At 62.3% G+C, this 17048-nt stretch carries 17 protein-coding genes; 12 read left to right on the top strand and 5 right to left on the bottom strand.

What is annotated here, in order from left to right; genetic code table 11:
• The 4 genes from LG661_RS21850 to LG661_RS21835 all read right to left on the bottom strand — a co-directional run.
• On the bottom strand, positions 1–440 hold a 440-nt coding region (locus LG661_RS21850), incomplete at its 3' end, for an ATP-dependent metallopeptidase FtsH/Yme1/Tma family protein (RefSeq protein WP_230534125.1).
• A gap of 57 nt (positions 441–497) precedes the next feature.
• Positions 498–917, bottom strand: a complete 420-nt coding sequence (locus tag LG661_RS21845; protein WP_230534124.1) for a DUF4112 domain-containing protein — start codon at positions 915–917, stop codon at positions 498–500.
• Positions 918–1079: 162 nt separating this feature from the next.
• Positions 1080–1718, bottom strand: coding sequence for a helix-turn-helix transcriptional regulator (locus LG661_RS21840; protein ID WP_230534123.1), 639 nt, complete (start codon positions 1716–1718; stop codon positions 1080–1082).
• Positions 1715–2830, bottom strand: coding sequence for an aminotransferase class I/II-fold pyridoxal phosphate-dependent enzyme (locus LG661_RS21835; RefSeq protein WP_230534122.1), 1116 nt, complete (start codon positions 2828–2830; stop codon positions 1715–1717). The genes LG661_RS21840 and LG661_RS21835 overlap by 4 nt, the downstream gene beginning before the upstream one ends.
• 137 nt (positions 2831–2967) lie before the next feature.
• Between LG661_RS21835 and LG661_RS21830 the strand changes: the two genes are divergently transcribed.
• From LG661_RS21830 to LG661_RS21785, 10 genes are all read left to right on the top strand, one after another.
• Positions 2968–4083 (top strand): aminotransferase class I/II-fold pyridoxal phosphate-dependent enzyme, encoded by a 1116-nt coding sequence (locus LG661_RS21830; protein ID WP_230534121.1) that lies wholly within the window; start codon positions 2968–2970, stop codon positions 4081–4083.
• A gap of 23 nt (positions 4084–4106) precedes the next feature.
• Positions 4107–5462 (top strand): M20/M25/M40 family metallo-hydrolase, encoded by a 1356-nt coding sequence (locus LG661_RS21825; RefSeq protein WP_230534120.1) that lies wholly within the window; start codon positions 4107–4109, stop codon positions 5460–5462.
• The gene (locus LG661_RS21820) at positions 5459–6418 is read left to right on the top strand and encodes a pyridoxal-phosphate dependent enzyme (protein ID WP_230534119.1); all 960 of its coding nucleotides are present in this window, start codon (positions 5459–5461) and stop codon (positions 6416–6418) included. The genes LG661_RS21825 and LG661_RS21820 overlap by 4 nt, the downstream gene beginning before the upstream one ends.
• Positions 6419–6447: 29 nt before the next feature.
• Entirely contained in the window at positions 6448–7443 is a 996-nt protein-coding gene (locus LG661_RS21815) for a succinylglutamate desuccinylase/aspartoacylase family protein (RefSeq protein WP_230534118.1), read from the top strand.
• A 42-nt stretch (positions 7444–7485) separates the two neighbouring features.
• The gene (locus LG661_RS21810) at positions 7486–8439 is read left to right on the top strand and encodes a Rossmann-fold NAD(P)-binding domain-containing protein (protein WP_230534117.1); all 954 of its coding nucleotides are present in this window, start codon (positions 7486–7488) and stop codon (positions 8437–8439) included.
• 204 nt (positions 8440–8643) lie between these two features.
• Entirely contained in the window at positions 8644–10242 is a 1599-nt protein-coding gene (locus LG661_RS21805; protein WP_230534116.1) for an ABC transporter substrate-binding protein, read from the top strand.
• A gap of 117 nt (positions 10243–10359) precedes the next feature.
• Positions 10360–11340, top strand: a complete 981-nt coding sequence (locus tag LG661_RS21800) for an ABC transporter permease (protein ID WP_230534115.1) — start codon at positions 10360–10362, stop codon at positions 11338–11340.
• A gap of 28 nt (positions 11341–11368) precedes the next feature.
• A complete protein-coding gene (locus tag LG661_RS21795) occupies positions 11369–12307 on the top strand; it encodes an ABC transporter permease (RefSeq protein WP_230534126.1) in 939 nt (312 codons plus the stop codon).
• 17 nt (positions 12308–12324) lie between these two features.
• Complete coding sequence (locus LG661_RS21790) at positions 12325–13317, top strand: ABC transporter ATP-binding protein (protein ID WP_230534114.1); 993 nt, start codon at positions 12325–12327, stop codon at positions 13315–13317.
• Positions 13314–14318, top strand: coding sequence for an ABC transporter ATP-binding protein (locus tag LG661_RS21785; RefSeq protein WP_230534113.1), 1005 nt, complete (start codon positions 13314–13316; stop codon positions 14316–14318). Before LG661_RS21790 ends, LG661_RS21785 begins: the two co-directional genes overlap by 4 nt.
• Before the next feature lie 12 nt (positions 14319–14330).
• Here LG661_RS21785 and LG661_RS21780 read toward each other — a convergent pair whose 3' ends face one another.
• The gene (locus LG661_RS21780; protein WP_230534112.1) at positions 14331–14759 is read right to left on the bottom strand and encodes an MgtC/SapB family protein; all 429 of its coding nucleotides are present in this window, start codon (positions 14757–14759) and stop codon (positions 14331–14333) included.
• 279 nt (positions 14760–15038) lie between these two features.
• On the opposite strand from LG661_RS21780, the gene LG661_RS21775 reads away from it, so the two are divergent.
• Positions 15039–16154 carry a PQQ-dependent sugar dehydrogenase gene (locus LG661_RS21775; protein WP_230534111.1) on the top strand — a complete coding sequence of 372 codons (1116 nt, stop codon included), beginning with the start codon at positions 15039–15041 and terminating at the stop codon, positions 16152–16154.
• A 16-nt stretch (positions 16155–16170) separates the two neighbouring features.
• On the top strand, positions 16171–17007 hold the full coding sequence (locus LG661_RS21770) for an endonuclease/exonuclease/phosphatase family protein (RefSeq protein ID WP_230534110.1): 837 nt from the start codon (positions 16171–16173) through the stop codon (positions 17005–17007).
• The last annotated feature ends 41 nt before the right edge of the window (positions 17008–17048 follow it).

Below are 17048 nucleotides of genomic sequence, written 5' to 3'. Positions count from 1 at the left end.
GCCTTGGACTTGCCCACCGACATCAGGCCGCCAGCGCCGCCTTGCCGGCTTGCCGCCCTGCGGAGCATCCAGAAGCCGACACCGAGGATCAGGAGCCACGGCAGGAAAGAGATCAGCAGACTCAGCAGCAGGTTAGGCTGCGGCGGTGGCGCTGCCTTGATCTCCACGTTCTGGCGCTGCAGCTGACCGACAAGATCCGCTCCCTGGGGGGCATAGGTCTCAATCTGGCCGCCTGTGGTGCGCTCTGCGATGACGTTCTGCCCCTGGATCGTGACGGAACGGATCTCTCCTTGCTCCACCGCCGAAACGAACGCCGAGTAGGGCAGCTGATCGGATTGCGGAGCGGAGGTATTCTGGACATAGACCAGCGCGAGCAGGGCAAAGAGCGCCGCAATCGCCGCATACTGGAACAGGCCCCGCGGGTTGTTCGGGTTATTCATTTCTATCCTTTCCGAACGGTAAGGAGTGCAAAATCAGTCGAAAGGCTGTGGCGCAGTTTATGCACGGGCAGGCCAGCCGTTCGAGGCAATCGGCGCCGGATGGGCCCTGTCCAGGTAGTCCCGAAGGAGCGCCATATTGCGCATGTTCGAGCGGTAAAAGACGTCGCCGACCCAGCCAATAAGCGGAACCGCGCTGATCGCGAAGTCGACCCCCACATGGGTGGCCATGCGCAGAATGAGCTCGGCCGGCGCGCCGAGACGCCGGGCCTCCCAGATCAGATAGGCGGAAAGGCCTTTCGACGTCAGGAGGCCGAAGCCTGGAATGAAGTTGAGCAAAGCGTCGGCGCCGAAGCGGATACTGGTGCCCGGAACCCGGACGGCGCTGTCGAGAAGTCGCGCCAGACTGTCGAGCCTAGCGCGCGTCTCCACCGCACGAGGGGCGAAATCATGGATACCGGCAGTCGCTGAGTAGGACATTCCTGTCGTCTCCCAGATGCAGAGCGCACGTGGAGCGCTCTCAGGTGAGAGAGTCCGACATCGCAGTCCTGAGGGAGACTGCCAGAGGGCCCCGGACCCTGATAGGCAGAAGATGGTATGAGAGCGGGGGCATTTCAAGGCTGTGGAAGCCCTGCGTCCAGCTTAGTCCCTGCGGCGCAGGTAGTTGTAGACCGTGGCGCGACCGAGCCCCAACACGCGGGAGATATAGGCGGCCGCATTGCGGCCACCGAAGGCGCCGTCTCCGGCCAAGTCGGTGACAAGCTGCTGCTTCTGGACCCGGCTCATTTCCGCGATGGAGAGGCCGCGGTCCCGGGTCCAGGATTGGATGTACTCGTTAATCCGCTCATGCCAGTCCTCCTTGAACAGCGAGGTCGGCTTTTCCTCGTTCTGTGGCACTGAGACGAGGGCATTCAGGGTCTGCATGACGGCGTGGAAATGCGAGACATCCACGTTGATGCAGAGGACGCCAATGGCCCGCTCGCCCGCGCGGAGCACTGCGCTGACCGACTTGATGCGCCGCCCATCCCAATTCACCTTCTCATAAGGGCCGATAAGGATATCGGTGGGCTTGAAGTCGATCTCGTTCAGAAGCGACGGTTCACCGAGTTCCCGTTTCGAGAACGGGCTGGCGAGATGCACGACCGTTTCCGTGGACAGGTCGTGCAGAACCACCTCCGCGTAGGGTCGAAAGAGCAGGGCGATGGCGTCGCAGACCGGTACATAGGGCGCAAGTTCCGGCGCCATCGCGCTTTTCAGGAGCGATTTGCGTCGGCTGCTCATTTCAGGTCACTGCGGACGAAGTCTGCCAGTCGCTCGAGGCCGGTTTCCAGATGGTGGGCCGGTGCGCCGACACCGATCCGGATATGGCGGTCGAGCCCGTAGACATCGCCCGGAAGCAGCATGATGCCGCGCTCCTCGCGCAGGCGGTGGACCAGTTCGGTCGAGTTGACCGGCATCGCGTAGCGAATGAAGGCCATGCCGCCGGCCTTCGGCGGCACGAAAGAGAAGAGATCGCCATTCGCATTGACCCAACGCTGGAGCAATGCGAGGTTCTCGCGCAGGATCTTCTTGCTGCGGGAGAGAATTTCCTGCCGTTTTCCCGGCTGGACGGCAATCTCGGCCACGAATTCGCTGACGGCTCCGGTGGTGATGGAGGTGTAGTCCTTACGTTGCCAGGATGCGTAGATTTCCTCCACGGGGCCGACGAGCCAGCCGATGCGCAGCCCCGGCAGGGCCATGGCCTTCGATAGTCCGCTGGTGATGATGGCCTTTTCATAGAGGTCGGCGAAGCTGGGCGGCTCGTCCTGGTCGAGCTCAGCCCCCTTATAGACCTCGTCCGCGTGCAGATAGATGCCATGGTGCCGGGCAATCGCCACGAGGCCGTCCATAGTCTCGCGGGGAAGAACGCTTCCTGTCGGGTTGTTGGGATTGCAGACCGTCATCATCTTGGTGCGGCCGGAGACGGCCTTGCGAACGTCGTCGAGGTCCGGGATCCATCCGAGTTCCTCGCGCAGGAGAACTTCCTTGACGGTGACGCCGATGGCGCGGGCCCAGCCCCAGATCTGGAGGTAGTTGGGAACGAAGACCACGAGTTCGTCGCCAGGCTCCAGCACCGACATGACGAGAAGGAAATTCGCTTCCGCGGACCCGTTGGTGACGATGACGTGGTCCGGCGTGCGGTTGGGGTGGAGATTCGCGATCGCCTGCCGCAGTTCGACCTTGCCGTTCGTCCAGCCGTAGCCGAGCTCCACGTCGAGCAGGGCGTTCTGCTGCTCAGGAGAGAGCAGCTCGCGCAGGGAATAGGGGTGCACGCCGCTATCGGACAGGTTGTATTCGACTGTGTTCTCGTAGAGGGACTGGATGCGCTCCAGGGTGAATTCTTCGATCTTCATGACGGCCCTCTCGCGTGGAAATTTGCTGCCGCTTCATTAGCACCGTCGGTTTAGACCGAAAAGTCTAAGTTGGACTTGACGGTGCAATTCATCCTCTGCGATGGTCCGGGCCACGAAGCAGTCATCGGAGCATCAGGGTGCAGTTCGACACATTCCTCATGGAGCGGAACCAGACGCTGTTCGAGAACGGCGTGGAGATCAATCTCACGGAAAGCGGCGTCCATCCCTGCTCCATCGAGGATATACTGCCGGCCGAGGAGGCGCAGGCGTTGCTGAACCTGCCGCTGGGCTACGGCTGGACGGATGGCAGGCCGGATCTTCGCGCCGGGATTGCCAGCTGGTATCGGGATGCTGCGCCCGAGAACGTCCTCGTGACGAACGGCTCGTCGGAGGCGACCATGATCACGCTCATGGCGCTGGTCGATCCCGGCGACAGAGTGCTTTTCGTTGTACCCAACTTCATGCAGGTCGATGGCCTCGGCCGGGCTCTTGGCATAAATGTCGAGCGGCTTCCGCTTTTGGCCGATCAGGGGTGGCAGGTTGATCCCGAGGCGCTGGAAAAAGCCGTAGCCGGGGGCGTCAAGATGATCGCCGTCACCAATCCCGGCAATCCGACCGGCGCTGTCCTGTCGCCTCGGAGCCGTGAGGCCTTGATCGCGGCAGCGGAGAAGACCGGTGCGTGGCTGCTCGTCGACGAGATCTACCGGGGCGGTGAAATCGATGGGGAGGAGACGGAAAGCTTCTATGGCTCTTATCCCCGCACCATCGTCACCAGCAGCTTGTCCAAATCCTTTGCCTGCCCCGGCCTTCGCCTCGGCTGGGTGCTCGGGCCGGAGGAGGTCGTTGCGGAGGCCGCGAAGCGGCAGGACTACACCACGATCGGTAGCGGAATTCTGAGTCAGATTCTTGCGGCGGCCGTGATGGATCCGGAGAACCGCGAGCGCATCCTGGCCCGTGGCCGGATGTTGCTGCGGGAGAATGCCGACATCGTCGGGCGCTGGGTTGAGAAGCGCAATCGGTGGTCCTGGGAACGCCCTGCGGCTGGCGGCATGGCTTTCCTGCGATACGATTTCGACATGCTCTCCGAAGCCCTCTCGGAAAAGCTCCGCGAGGAGGAGAGCACTTTCGTGGTGGCTGGCAGCTGGTTCGGAATCGAGAACCACATCCGCATCGGAATTGGGGTCAAGACGGAGCACCTAGTGGAGGGGCTGGCCCGCCTTGACAGATTCCTGGCCCGCCACGGGCTGGCTTGATCCTATCGGCGGGAGACGAGGCGATGGTGTCGAAAGAGCATCTCCTGCAGGCACAAGAGGATCTCCGACGGCTCGTCGCTATCCCGTCGGTGAGTGCGAGAGGCGAGGGCCTCGCGGAATGCGCCGAGACCGTTCGTGATCTGCTGGCTGATGCCGGGTTCCAGACCGGGATTCACCCGGGCAAGGTCGGTCCTTTCGTTGTGGGGGAATGCGGCAGCGGACCAATCACCATCATGATCTACAACCACTACGACGTGCAGCCGGAGGATCCCGTGGACCTCTGGCACAGTCCGCCGTACAAGTTGTCGGAGCGTGACGGCCGCTGGTTCGGGCGCGGAGTTGCGGACGACAAGGGCGAGTTCGTCAGCCGCCTGGCAGGTTGGCGCGTCTTTCGTGAGCGGTTTCCAGGCCCGCTGCCGTTCCGTCTCATCTGGCTTGTCGACGGCGAGGAGGAGATCGGAAGCCCCTCGCTCGAAGACTTTTTGAAGACGCGGTTCAAGGACGAGACGGTCGAGGTCTGCTGGTGGGAATACGGCGAGATCGACTCGAACGGGCGTCCGGTAATCCTCTGCGGCTTCAAGGGGGTGATGGCGGTCGAGCTCCGCTGCAGAACGGCGAAGGCCGATCTTCATTCGAGCCTCGGCGCGGTTTTCGATAATCCGCTTTGGCGGTTGGCCGCCGCCACGGCATCCCTGCGGGATGCGAGCGGCCGGATTGCGGTTGAGGGCTTCTACGACCCCGTCCGCCAGCCCACGGATCAGGAAAGCGGTATCGTTGCGGACCCGCCGTTCTCGCTCGAGAGCATCATGCAGGCGACCGGCGCGCAGCGCCTGCTCGATGGCATGGGCGAGTCGAGTTTCTACCACGCCATGAACTTCGAGCCCTGCATGAGCGTGAACGGTGTTTCCGGCGGGTACGCAGGCGAGGGGGCAAAGACTGTTCTGCCTGCCGAAGGTGCAGTGAAGATCGACTTCCGCCTCGTGCCCGACCAGGAGCCGCAGGCCATCGTAGGCCTGCTGCGCGACCATCTCGACCGCCACGGCTTCCAGGATATCGAACTCGTCGTTCACGATGCGAACGTCAAGCCGGTGAGGGCCTCGGCCGATCACTGGTTCGTACGAGAAGCGACCGAGGTGCTGGAGGCGCATTTCGGAAAGCCTGCCATCGTGCAGCCGAGTTCCCCTGCCTCCGGAACGGCCCATCCGTTTGTGGAGCAACTTGGCGCCGCCATAGTAGGGCTGGGGCTCACCCACCATGGTGCCATGCTCCACTCGCCCAACGAGAACATCATCCTTGAGCAGTTTGAGGCGATGATTGCCTGCTCTGCTTCTCTTTTTGAACGGCTGAGAAAGAAAGCCGAAACGGACCTGACACCATGACCAATGTTTTCGAAACTGCAGCTCGCTCCGTTCAGGCACGCCAGCGCATCCGCAACTACATCTACCGGACCCCGCTGCTGCCCTCGCGCCAGATCGGCCGGGACCTGGGTTCCTCGGTTTTCTTCAAGGCCGAGAATTTCCAGCTGACCGGCTCCTTCAAGATCCGGGGCGCTGCAAGCAAGATGACGTCGCTCGGCATTGAACGCGGCGTCATCACGGCATCGTCCGGCAATCACGGTATCGGAGCCTCGCAGGCGGCAGCCCTGATCGGCCAGAAGCTGACCGTCGTTCTGCCCGAGACCGTCTCGCAGGCGAAGCTTCAGCGCATCCGCTCCTTCAATGTGGAGGTGATCCTCCACGGTGCGGAGACGGGCCTGGCCGAGCTGCATGCCCAGAAGCAGGCTGTGGAGCGCGACCTCGTCTATGTCTCGCCCTACAACGATGCCGAGATCATCGCAGGGCAGGGGACCATAGCCCTGGAGATGCTGGAGCAGGCCGATGCCATCGAGAATGTATTCGTCGCCATGGGAGGCGGCGGCCTGATCAGCGGCATCGGCTCCGTGCTCAAAAGCTTCAGTCCGAAGACGAAGGTCTATGGCGTGTCCGCCCATAACTCAGCAGCTCTCGCTGCATCGATGGCGGCAGGCCGCGTGGTCGAGACCGAGCATTTCGACACGCTCGCCGACGCCGTGGCTGGAGGCGTCGACGAGGACAGCCTGACATTGCCCTTGTCGATGGATGTCATCGACGAAGTCCTGACCTGTACCGAGGATGAGATCGGCGCCGCATTGAGGGACCTCGCCTTGAAGGAAAACCAGCTTGTGGAGGGTGCTGCCGCCCTTGCACTGGCAGGCTTCTATAAGATTGCGGAGCGTTGCCGGGGTCAGAACAATATTGTGGTTCTCTGCGGGGCCAATTTCGACCGCGCCAAGATCCTTGCCGTCGTGAACGGCTAGAAGCTGCTTGGACCGGGAGGCAAAGGATCATGGCGACCCTAAATATCGATTGGGAGCGGAACGGCCGGCAGGCCTCCTACATCCATGTCCCAAGCTCCACGAATGCGAGCGCCTGGCAGAATCTGCGCATCCCGGTCTTCGTCATCCGCAACGGAGCCGGCCCGACGACACTTCTTCTCGGGGGAAGCCACGGTGACGAATACGAGGGGCCAGTCGCCCTCTCGAAGTTCGTCCATTCGGTGGATCCGGATGAGGTGAGGGGAACGGTGACCGTCGTGCCGGCGATCAACCTGCCTGCCGTGATGGCTGGCGCACGGCTCTCCCCCTTGGATGGGTGCAACCTCAATCGCGAATTCCCAGGCCGACCTCTTGGGACCGTGACGCAGCGGATTGCTCATTTCATCACGACGGAGCTGGTGCCGAGGGCTGACAATGTGATCGACCTTCATTCCGGGGGACGGTCCCTGCATTTCCAGCTCTGCACCCTGATCCATGAGCAGCCCGAGGCGGAGCGGACGCGAAGCTTCCTGGCTGCGGCCGAAGCCTTTGCTGCGCCGCTGACGGTCGTCATTCGCGAGCCGCATGCCGATGTGATGCTCGACGATGTGGTGGAAAAATCCGGCAGGCTGATGCTGTCCAGTGAACTTGGTGGGAGTGGCATTATCACCCCTGAGTCTGCCCGCATTGGATTTGAGGGTCTGCTGCGGGTCTTGCGCCACTTCGGAAACCTGAGATCCGACAATGTTCCGGTCACGGAGACGCCGCCCTCGCGCATCGTTTCCGTTCCAGGGCCCGACTACTATGTCCATGCGGACGATACGGCGGTGTTCGAGCCGGCTTTGCCCCTTGGATCATCGGTCGGGCATGGCACGGTCATCGGTTATCTGCACTATGTCGACCGCATCGAGCGCAAGCCCGATCCGGTCCTTTCCCCTCAGTCCGGTCTGCTTCTGTGCCTCCATGGACAAGGCCTCGTCCATCGGAACGACACTCTGGTGGTGATCGCCGTCGACCATGCGCCGTAGGCGATCCAGCTTTCCATTCTCCTAATATTCGGAACTCAAGACGTGACCCCGACCTCATTTCTCAACCTGCAGCAGATCGAGCAGCGCCTCGAGGGCATCGATGTCGTAAGGCTCATGGAGGAGGCCTTCGCCGCCTTCTCCCGTGGCGAGGCGGTGGTGCCCGTCCCAGGCGAACTCCTGATCCAGGACCCGCCGGGCGAAGTCCATATCAAGTACGGATACTTCAAGTCCGGCGAGACATATGTCGTCAAGATTGCATCCGGCTTCTGGAATAACCCCGCGAAGGGGCTTAGCAGCAGCGATGGTCTCCTCCTCGTTTTTCGCAAGGAAACCGGCGAACTGGCCGCCGTGCTCAATGACCGTGGCCGTCTGACGGATCTTCGGACCGCTGCCGCGGGCGCCGTCGCCGCCAAGCACCTCGCGCCGGAGCACGTGAAAAGTGTCGGCGTGATCGGAACCGGCATCCAGGCTGAGCTACAGGTTGAGTTGCTTCAGAAGGTGCGGTCGTGCCGAAACATTCTGGTCTGGGGCCGAAACCCTGAGCGGGTTGCAATCTATGCCGCGAGAATGGAGGGTAAAGGCTTTAGCGTTGAGGTCGCGCCGTCGCCGTCCGAGGTTGCCTCCCGCTGCCGCCTCCTCGTCACAGCCACGGCCAGTCCGTCGCCTGTGCTGCGCTGGTCCGACATCCGACCCGGAACGCATATCACTGCCATCGGTGCGGACAGCGCCGATAAGCAGGAGCTGGAAGAGGCGATTATCCATTTGTCCGATCTGGTCGTGACCGACAGCCGGTTCCAGGCCATATCGCGCGGTGAGCTCGGGCATGCCTTCGGCAACGACCCGGCGCGGATGAAAGAGGTCGCGGAGATCGGCGAGATCGTATCGGGCAGGGTTCAGGGCCGCAGGTCTCCTAGCCAAGTCACTGTTGCAACCTTCTCCGGCCTCGCCGTGCAGGATATCGCCATCGCCTCGGCGGTCCTGGGGCGTGATGCCTGAATTGGGGCGTGAGTTTTTCAGCTTATCGTTGTAGCCTTGCGTCCGAACACGGACGAAGTTCCTGATCAGGGGGGACTAGACCGCTGGCCCCTTTCCTGCCTAACCTCCACTCTTGAGGAAGAAATTGACCGTCACCAAGAATGGGCTTCCGAAAAGACAATAATCCGCGCAACGACGCGGGACTTCCAGTGGAGAACAGGACCAATGACTATCCGAACCCGAATCCTGGCGGCCGCGACCGCCGTGCTGCTGACCGGCGCGGCCCTTCCGGCCATGGCCGTCACCCTTCGCTATGCGAACCAGGGCGATCTCAAGTCGCTCGATCCCTACACCCTGAACGAAACCACCACGAATGCGCATCTCGGCCATGTCTATGAGGGCCTGACGAAGCGCGGCAAGGATCTCGCCATCGAGCCGGGGCTCGCCGAGCGCTGGGAGATCAGCGAGGACGGCCTGACATGGCGCCTCTTCCTGCGCAAGGGTGTGAAGTTCCATAACGGTAATGACTTCACCGCCGACGACGTGATCTTCTCGGCCGACCGGGTGCGGGCTCAGGGCTCGAACTTCCAGACCCGTGTTCCTGCCGGCGCGGAGTTCGTGAAAGTCGATGACCACACCATCGACGTGAAGCTGAAGTCGCCGAATCCGATCATGAACGCCCAGTGGGACACCTGGTACATCATGGACAAGGAGTGGGCGGAAGCGAACAACACTGCATCTCCCACCCCGGCCGCTGCGACGACGCCGAGCCATGCCGCCCTGAATGCCAACGGCACCGGTCCATTCAAGATCGAGACACACCAGCCTGGCGTGAAAACTGTTTTCAAGCCCAACAAGGAGTGGTGGGGCAAGGCCGAGCACAACCTGGACGAAATCGTCTTTACGCCGATTTCGTCCGATGCGACGCGCGTTGCGGCTCTGCTTTCGGGCGAAGTTGACGTGATCGAGCCGGTTCCGCTGCAGGACATCCAGCGCGTGAACAGCAGCTCCAACGCCAAGGTGCTCTCCGGACCGGAGCTACGTACGATCTTCCTCGGCTTCGACCAGACCCGGGATGAACTGCTGTTCTCAAACGTCAAGGGCAAGAACCCGTTCAAGGACAAGCGGGTCCGTGAAGCTTTCTACAAGGCCATCGATGTCGAGACGATCAAGTCCCGCGTCATGCGCGGCATGTCCACGCCGTCGGCTCTCATGATCGCCCCGCAGCTCTTCGTGCATTCGACGGACTTCGTGCGTCCGAAATACGATCTCGAGGGCGCGAAGAAGCTCCTGGCCGAGGCCGGATACCCGAACGGGTTCGAGGTCGGCATGGACTGCCCGAACGACCGCTACGTCAATGACGAGGCAATCTGCCAGGCTGTGGTCAGCATGCTGGCCCGCGCCGGCGTGAAGGTAAACCTCAATGCTCAGCCCAAGGCGCAGTACTTCGCCAAGGTCCTGAAGTCCGGCAACTACAACACGTCCTTCTATCTCCTCGGTTGGACGCCCGGCACCTTCGACAGCCACAATGTGCTGCACGACATCGAAGGCTGCCGCGACAACCCGCAATCGGCTCGCGGCGAGACCAACCTCGGCAACTTCTGCAACAAGAAGCATGACGAATTGACGGACAAGATCCTGGTCGAGAGCAACAAGGAGAAGCGCGACCAGATGATTAAGGAAGCGTTCCAGATCACCTTCGACGAGTATGGCTATATCCCGCTGCACCAGCAGGCTCTTGCCTGGGGTGTGTCGAACAAGGTGTCACTGCCCCAGCGTGCCGATAACTCGGTGCTGCTCTACTGGGCACAGAAGAAGGAATAGCCCACGCTTGAGCTCCCGCCCCGGGCATCGTCAGGCGGTGCCCGGGGTCGTCTGCTCTAAGGCTCGTGACGGGAAGGAGTTGCTCCTTTCTCCCATGCCCAGACCGTGAGACCAGGAATGCTTGCTTTCATTATTCGCCGTGCCTTCCAGGCTATCGGCGTTCTTCTGGCCGTCGGGATCATTTCCTTTGCAATGTTCCGCTTTGCCGGCGATCCGGTAAACCAGATCGTTTCCCTCGATACGCCGGCGGCGGAGCGCGAACAGGTGCGCCGTTCGCTGGGCCTCGACGATCCCGTGCCCGTGCAGTTCGCCCGTTATCTCGTGCAATCCGTGCAGGGCGATTTCGGCGTCTCGTACCAGTTCCGGCAGCCCGTCTCGGACCTCTTGGCCGAGCGCATGCCCGCAACCCTGGAACTCGCATTCTGCGCAACGATCTTCGCCACCGTATTCGGCGTCCTGATGGGAGTCTATTCGGGCCTCAAGCGGGACAGCGTGCTGGCAAAGGTGTTCCAGACAATCTCCCTTATCGGCATTTCACTCCCGACATTCCTGATCGGCATCCTGCTCATCTATCTCTTTGCGGTGATCCTCGGCTGGCTCCCGTCCTATGGGCGAGGGGACACGGTTCGGCTCGGGTGGTGGTCGACCGGGTTCCTGACACTCTCGGGCTGGAAAGCCCTGATCATGCCCTCCATCACGCTCGGCCTCTTCCAAATGACGCTGATCATGCGCATCGTGCGCGCCGAGATGCTGGAGGTCTTGCGGGCCGACTACATCAAGTTCGCACGGGCGAGGGGGCTCACCACCCGGGCAATCCATTTCGGCCATGCGCTCAAGAACACGCTTGTGCCGGTCATCACCATCGTCGGCCTGCAGTTCGGCTCGGTTATCGCTTTCGCGATCATCACCGAGACTGTCTTCCAGTGGCCTGGCATGGGGCTCCTGTTCGTCCAGGCGGTTCAGAACGTCGATATTCCGATCATGGCGGCCTACCTCATGCTGGTCGCGCTGATCTTCGTGACGATCAACCTCGCCGTCGACATCCTTTACACCATCGTGGATCCGCGCCTGCGGAGCACGATCCGGCAGCCGGCTTAAGGAGGGACCATTGGCTGAAACACTCCAAATGGCTCCTGCCGACATGCCCGCACCGACCTCCCGGATCGGTCGGTTTCTGGACAGCGACGTCTGGGCGAGTTTCACGCGCTCCAAGCTGACGATGCTGGCCGCGGCACTGACGTTCGTCTTCATCGCCATGGCCGTCTTTGCGGGTGTCTTTGCGCCGCAAAATCCATTTAATCCAGCTGAGCTCGACCTCCTGAACAGCCGGATGCCGCCCCTTTGGGACGAAATGGGGCAGGCCCCGTTCCTGCTGGGAACCGACGAGCAGGGCCGCGACATCTTCTCGGCTATTCTTTACGGTCTGCGCATCTCCCTTCTCGTGGGCTTCCTCGGTGTCGCATTCTCGGCCACGCTCGGCATCACGCTCGGCCTCGTGGCAGGCTACATCGGAGGTGCGGTCGATGCCGTCATCATGCGCATCGCCGATATCCAGCTGACCTTTCCGGCCATCTTGATTGCGCTCCTCGTCGATGGTGTTGCCAAGGCCGTTCTGGGCGGCCATCTCGACGAGATCATGACTCTATCGGTTCTGGTGTTCTCCATCGGCCTGAGCTTCTGGGTGCAATATGCCCGCACCGTGCGCGGCTCGGTGCTGGTGGAGAAGAACAAGGACTACATCGCCGCGGCGCGCCTCATAGGCCTGCCCGCGCCGGTCATCATGCTCCGCCACATCCTGCCCAACGTGCTCGGGCCAGTCCTCGTCATCGCCACCATCAACCTGGCGCTGGCGATTATCACGGAGGCAACCCTGTCGTTCCTCGGAACCGGCATGCCCGAGACGATGCCATCGCTCGGTACCCTTATCCGGATCGGCAATAACTACCTTTTCTCAGGAGAATGGTGGATCGTGGCCTTTCCGGGCATCGCACTGGCGCTGCTGGTGCTCGCCATCAATCTCTTGGGCGATTGGCTGCGCGACGCACTCAATCCGAGGCTGCGATGAGGGAGGGGAGAGAAACCATGTCAGTACCTGTCCTCTCCGTCCGGGATCTGCGTGTCGAGTTCGTCACGCGACGCGGCACCCTCAAGGCCATCGACGGCGTTTCCTTCGACATCGCAAAGGGCGAAGTGCTGGGCGTCGTGGGTGAATCCGGGGCGGGCAAATCCGTCACCGGATCAGCCGTCATCGGCCTCATCGACCCGCCGGGACGTATCGCCGGAGGCGAAATCCACCTTTCGGGCCTTCGCATCGACAACCTGCCGCCCGAGGAGATGCGGCGGGTGCGGGGAAGGCGCATCGGTATGATCTTCCAGGACCCGCTGACGAGTCTGAACCCTCTGTACCGGGTGAGCGAGCAGTTGGTGGAGACGATCCGTACTCATACGAATCTCTCTGCATCCGCCGCGCGCAAGCGGGCCATCGACCTTCTTGCGGAGGTCGGCATTCCCGCGCCGGACAAGCGCATTGACAGCTATCCGCACGAATTTTCCGGCGGAATGCGCCAGCGTGTGGTCATCGCCCTTGCTCTCTGCGCCGAGCCGGAACTCATCATTGCAGACGAGCCCACGACTGCCCTCGACGTTTCCGTCCAGGCCCAGATCATCGCGCTCCTGAAGCGGCTCGGGCGGGAGCACGGAACCGCGATCATGCTGGTCACCCACGACATGGGCGTGATCGCCGAAACCGCGGACCGTGTGGCGGTGATGTATGCCGGACGTATTGCTGAGATCGGGCCGGTGCGGGATGTGGTGCAGAACCCGCTTCATCCCTATGCCCAGGGACTCATGGGAGCGATCCCGTCCCTGGAGGCCGATGCCCAGCGCCTCGTGCAGATCCCAGGTGCCATGCCGCGCCTGTCGGCCATTCCGCCGGGCTGTCCGTTCAACCCCCGCTGCCCCCATGCTTTCGACCGCTGTAAGGTCGAGCGGCCAGAGGCTATCCAGCATGCGGAGCACCGGGTTGCCTGCCACCTCTACGATCAATCGCCTGCTCGAACGGAGGCCGTTGCGTGACTGAACGCCCCTTTGTCGAGGTCAATGACCTCCGTCGCGTTTTCGATGTGTCCAAGCCGTGGCTCAACCGCGTGCTCGAAGGAGGCGAGAAGCAGTATCTGAAAGCCGTCGACGGCGTCACGTTCAATATTGCGAAGGGCGAAACCTTCGCCCTCGTCGGCGAATCCGGCTCGGGCAAGTCGACTGTCGCCCGAATGGTGGTGGGCCTTTTGCCTCCCACGAGCGGGGAGGTCACGATCGACGGCGTTTCCATGTCGAATGCGGCGGATGCAGCCGAGCGCCGGCGCTTGCGTCGGCGCATCCAGATGATTTTCCAGGACCCATACGCCAGTCTCAATCCGCGCTGGACCGTCGGCCGCATCATTGCGGAGCCGATCCGTGCTTTCAGCCTTATTGAAGGTGAGAAGGACATTGCGGCACGGGTGGGCGAACTGCTGTCCTTCGTCGGCCTGCATCCGGCGGACGGGGCGAAGTACCCGCACGAGTTCTCCGGCGGTCAGCGCCAGCGCGTCGCCATTGCCCGGGCGCTCGCGTCGGACGCAGAGTTCATCGTCTGCGACGAGCCAACCTCGGCGCTCGACGTGTCGGTGCAGGCGCAAATCCTGAATCTCATGCGCGACCTGCAGGACAGGCTTGGTCTCACATATCTGTTCATCAGCCACAACCTCGCCGTCGTCCGGCATATGGCGAGCCGCATCGGCGTCATGTATCTCGGCCGCATCGTCGAAGTTTCGGAGGGACGTGAGCTCTTCACCAGCCCAAAGCATCCCTATACCCGAATGCTGCTCGATGCTGTTCCCGATGTGGGAATGACTGGGCGCCAGCGGATTCCGGTCCAGGGAGAGATTCCCAACCCGATCAATCCACCCGCCGGCTGCACCTTCAACCCCCGCTGCCCGCTGGCGAACGAGCGGTGTACCGCCGAGATCCCACCTCTTCGCAGCGGCGTTGCCTGCCACGCCGTTCAAGAGGGAAGGCTTGCGCCCCATATTGCGGCCTGACGCGGGAGGCGGTCAGTCGTCCGGCTTGTCGGGCCTTTGCGGGAGAAGGTACTCGACCGTACGGACTACCGTGACGATCACGATGCCAAAGCCGGTCGCAATGCCGGCCAATGCGAACTGACCGGCTCCCGCGCCGATGCCTACCGCGGTGGCAAGCCACACATTGGCTGCCGTCGTCAGGTTCCGCACGGTTCCTTTGGCGACGAAGATCGCGCCGGCTGCGATGAAGCCGATGGCCTGGGCCAAGCCCTGGATCACGCGCAGTGGGTCAGCGTCCCCGCCATGGTCTTTGACAGCGGCATAGAGATCCAGCGCCGAAATCGTGATCACTGCAGAGCTGACGCTGACCAGGGCATGGGTGCGCAGCCCTGCCGCAATTCCCCTCAGCTCCCGGTCTAGGCCGAGGAGCAGACCACAGACTGTCGCCACGCCGAGGCGCATCAGAATTTCATCAATCGGGAAAGTTGCGCCAAGGTCCACAGATAATCCTGTATCGATGAGGAAGGACAGGCTCCTTCGTCCGAGGCGGAGCTCAGCGCTCCGGCCCAGGGGAACCCTGTTCAAGCTGCCGAGTCAAATAGCGCAGCTTCCCGAAGTTCCAGCCAAGCGATGGTTGCTCGGCAAAGTCACAGGGTTGTTCCATCGGACAGCGAACCCAAGCCCCGAACTTGAGTTGTCGTCCCGACTGCCGCGTCCCGCATGATGCACGAGGAGATCCAGATGCACCCGCTCGGTCCATTGGCGTTTGCCGCTCTCATTGGCCTTCCTGCAGTAGCCTCAGCTCAAGACAGAACCGTCGATACGCCCTCGGGTCCCGTCCAAGTGGAGACGGTCGCAGGCGGCCTCGTTCATCCCTGGTCGCTGGAATTCCTGCCCGATGGCCGAATGCTCGTCGCTGAGCGGCCAGGGCGGCTCCGGATCGTATCGGAGGATGGAAATCTGTCCGAGCCTCTGGGCGGGTTGCCGGAAATGTTCACACAGGGACAGGGCGGACTGCAGGATTTGGCGCTCGCCCCCGACTTCGAGCAGAGCCAGCGTGTGTATTTCACCTTTGCGGAGCCCGGCCAAGGAGGTGCAAGCACGGCCGTTGCCCATGGGCGTCTGACCGAGAATGCTCTCGAGGACGTGCAGGTCGTTTTCCGGCAGGAGCCCAAGGTGAGTGGCTCCAATCACTTCGGTTCCCGACTTGCATTCTCGCCGGATGGGAAGCTGTTTGTAGCCTTAGGCGAGCGGTTCAAGTTCGAACCCGCCCAGGACCTTTCCAATCATCTGGGAACCATCGTCCGCATCAATCCAGATGGATCCGTCCCGGAGGACAATCCCTTCGTCGATCGCCAGGACGCCGAGCCCGAAATCTGGTCCTACGGCCACCGCAATATCGAATCGGCGGCAATCCAGCCCGGTACCGACACTCTCTGGGTTGCGGAGATGGGGCCGCGCGGCGGCGATGAGCTGAACATGCCGGAGCCGGGCAGGAACTATGGCTGGCCACTGGTCAGTTGGGGGGAGCATTACGACGGCAGGGATATTCCCGATCCTCCGACCCGGCCGGAGCTGGCCCAGTCGGCCGAGACATGGACGCCCGTGATTTCTCCTTCGGGCATGGACTTCTACACCGGCGACCTGTTCTCCGGCTGGCAAGGCTCAATGCTGATCGGCGGCCTCACGGCCCAGGGCGTCGTCCGGCTCACGCTTGAAGGTCAGGATGTCGCCGATGAAGAACGTATTCCCCTTGGCCAGCGCATCCGTGACGTGAAGCAGGGGCCGGATGGAGCGATCTACGTCCTGACCGACGAGGATGATGGAGAGATCCTGCGCCTCACCCCCGCGAGCTAGTCCAACATGACTGAGAATGCTCCACGGCAGCCCTGCTGCCGTGGAGCCAAGAGATGACGAAGGGGGCGGTGTGCCGCGGATCCTGACCTACAACGTGCGCCGCTGCCTTGGCACGGACGGCCTGCTGTCTCCGGAACGTGTTGCTGAGGTCATCGCGGCTTATGAGCCCGACGTCGTCGCCCTGCAGGAGCTCGATGTGCGGCGGGCGCGGACGGGTGGCGTCGATCAGGCGCATATGATCGCCGAGACTCTCGGCATGCAGATGCACTTTCACGCGTCCCTGCGCGTCATGGAGGAGGAATACGGAAACGCGATTCTCACCCACCGCCCGTCCCACCTCGTCAAAGCCGAAGGATTGCCAGGGCCTGGTTGGAGGCCCCCCGAGCCTCGAGGAGCCCTCTGGGCCTCCGTCAACCTCGGTGGCTCGGACGTGCAGGTGATCAATACTCATCTGGGCCTCCGCCGCCGCGAGAGATTGGCACAGATCGACCGTCTCCTCAGCCGCCACTGGCTCGAACACCCGGCATGCCGTGAGCCGATCATCCTGTTGGGGGACTTCAATGCTTCGCCGCGCTCGCGAGCGTATCAGCGCCTGGCTGCGTGCCTGCAGGACGCCCAGATGGTGTCGCGACTGCACCGCCCGAGACCCAGCTTTCCGTCCTGGCTTCCTGTGCTGCGCATCGACCATGTTTTCGTCAGTCGCTCGATCAAGGTCCTGCGCACAGAAACGGTGCGAACGCCCCAGGCGCGGATCGCCTCGGATCACCTGCCGCTCCTGGTGGAATTCCAAGTCATCCCGTCTGCGGCCCTCAGAAGCGTACTGGGCCGTCCTGCGGTTGAGGAAGAGGTCTGAGTGCCCGTTTGAGAATTGCTACGGTTGAGCGATGCGCCGGA

The sequence above is a fragment of the Microvirga roseola genome (assembly GCF_020866965.1).
GTDB classification, from domain to species: Bacteria; Pseudomonadota; Alphaproteobacteria; order Rhizobiales; family Beijerinckiaceae; genus Microvirga; species Microvirga roseola.
The sequence above is the reverse complement of the archived record's forward strand: the minus strand, read 5'-3'. Positions and strand labels throughout refer to the sequence as shown.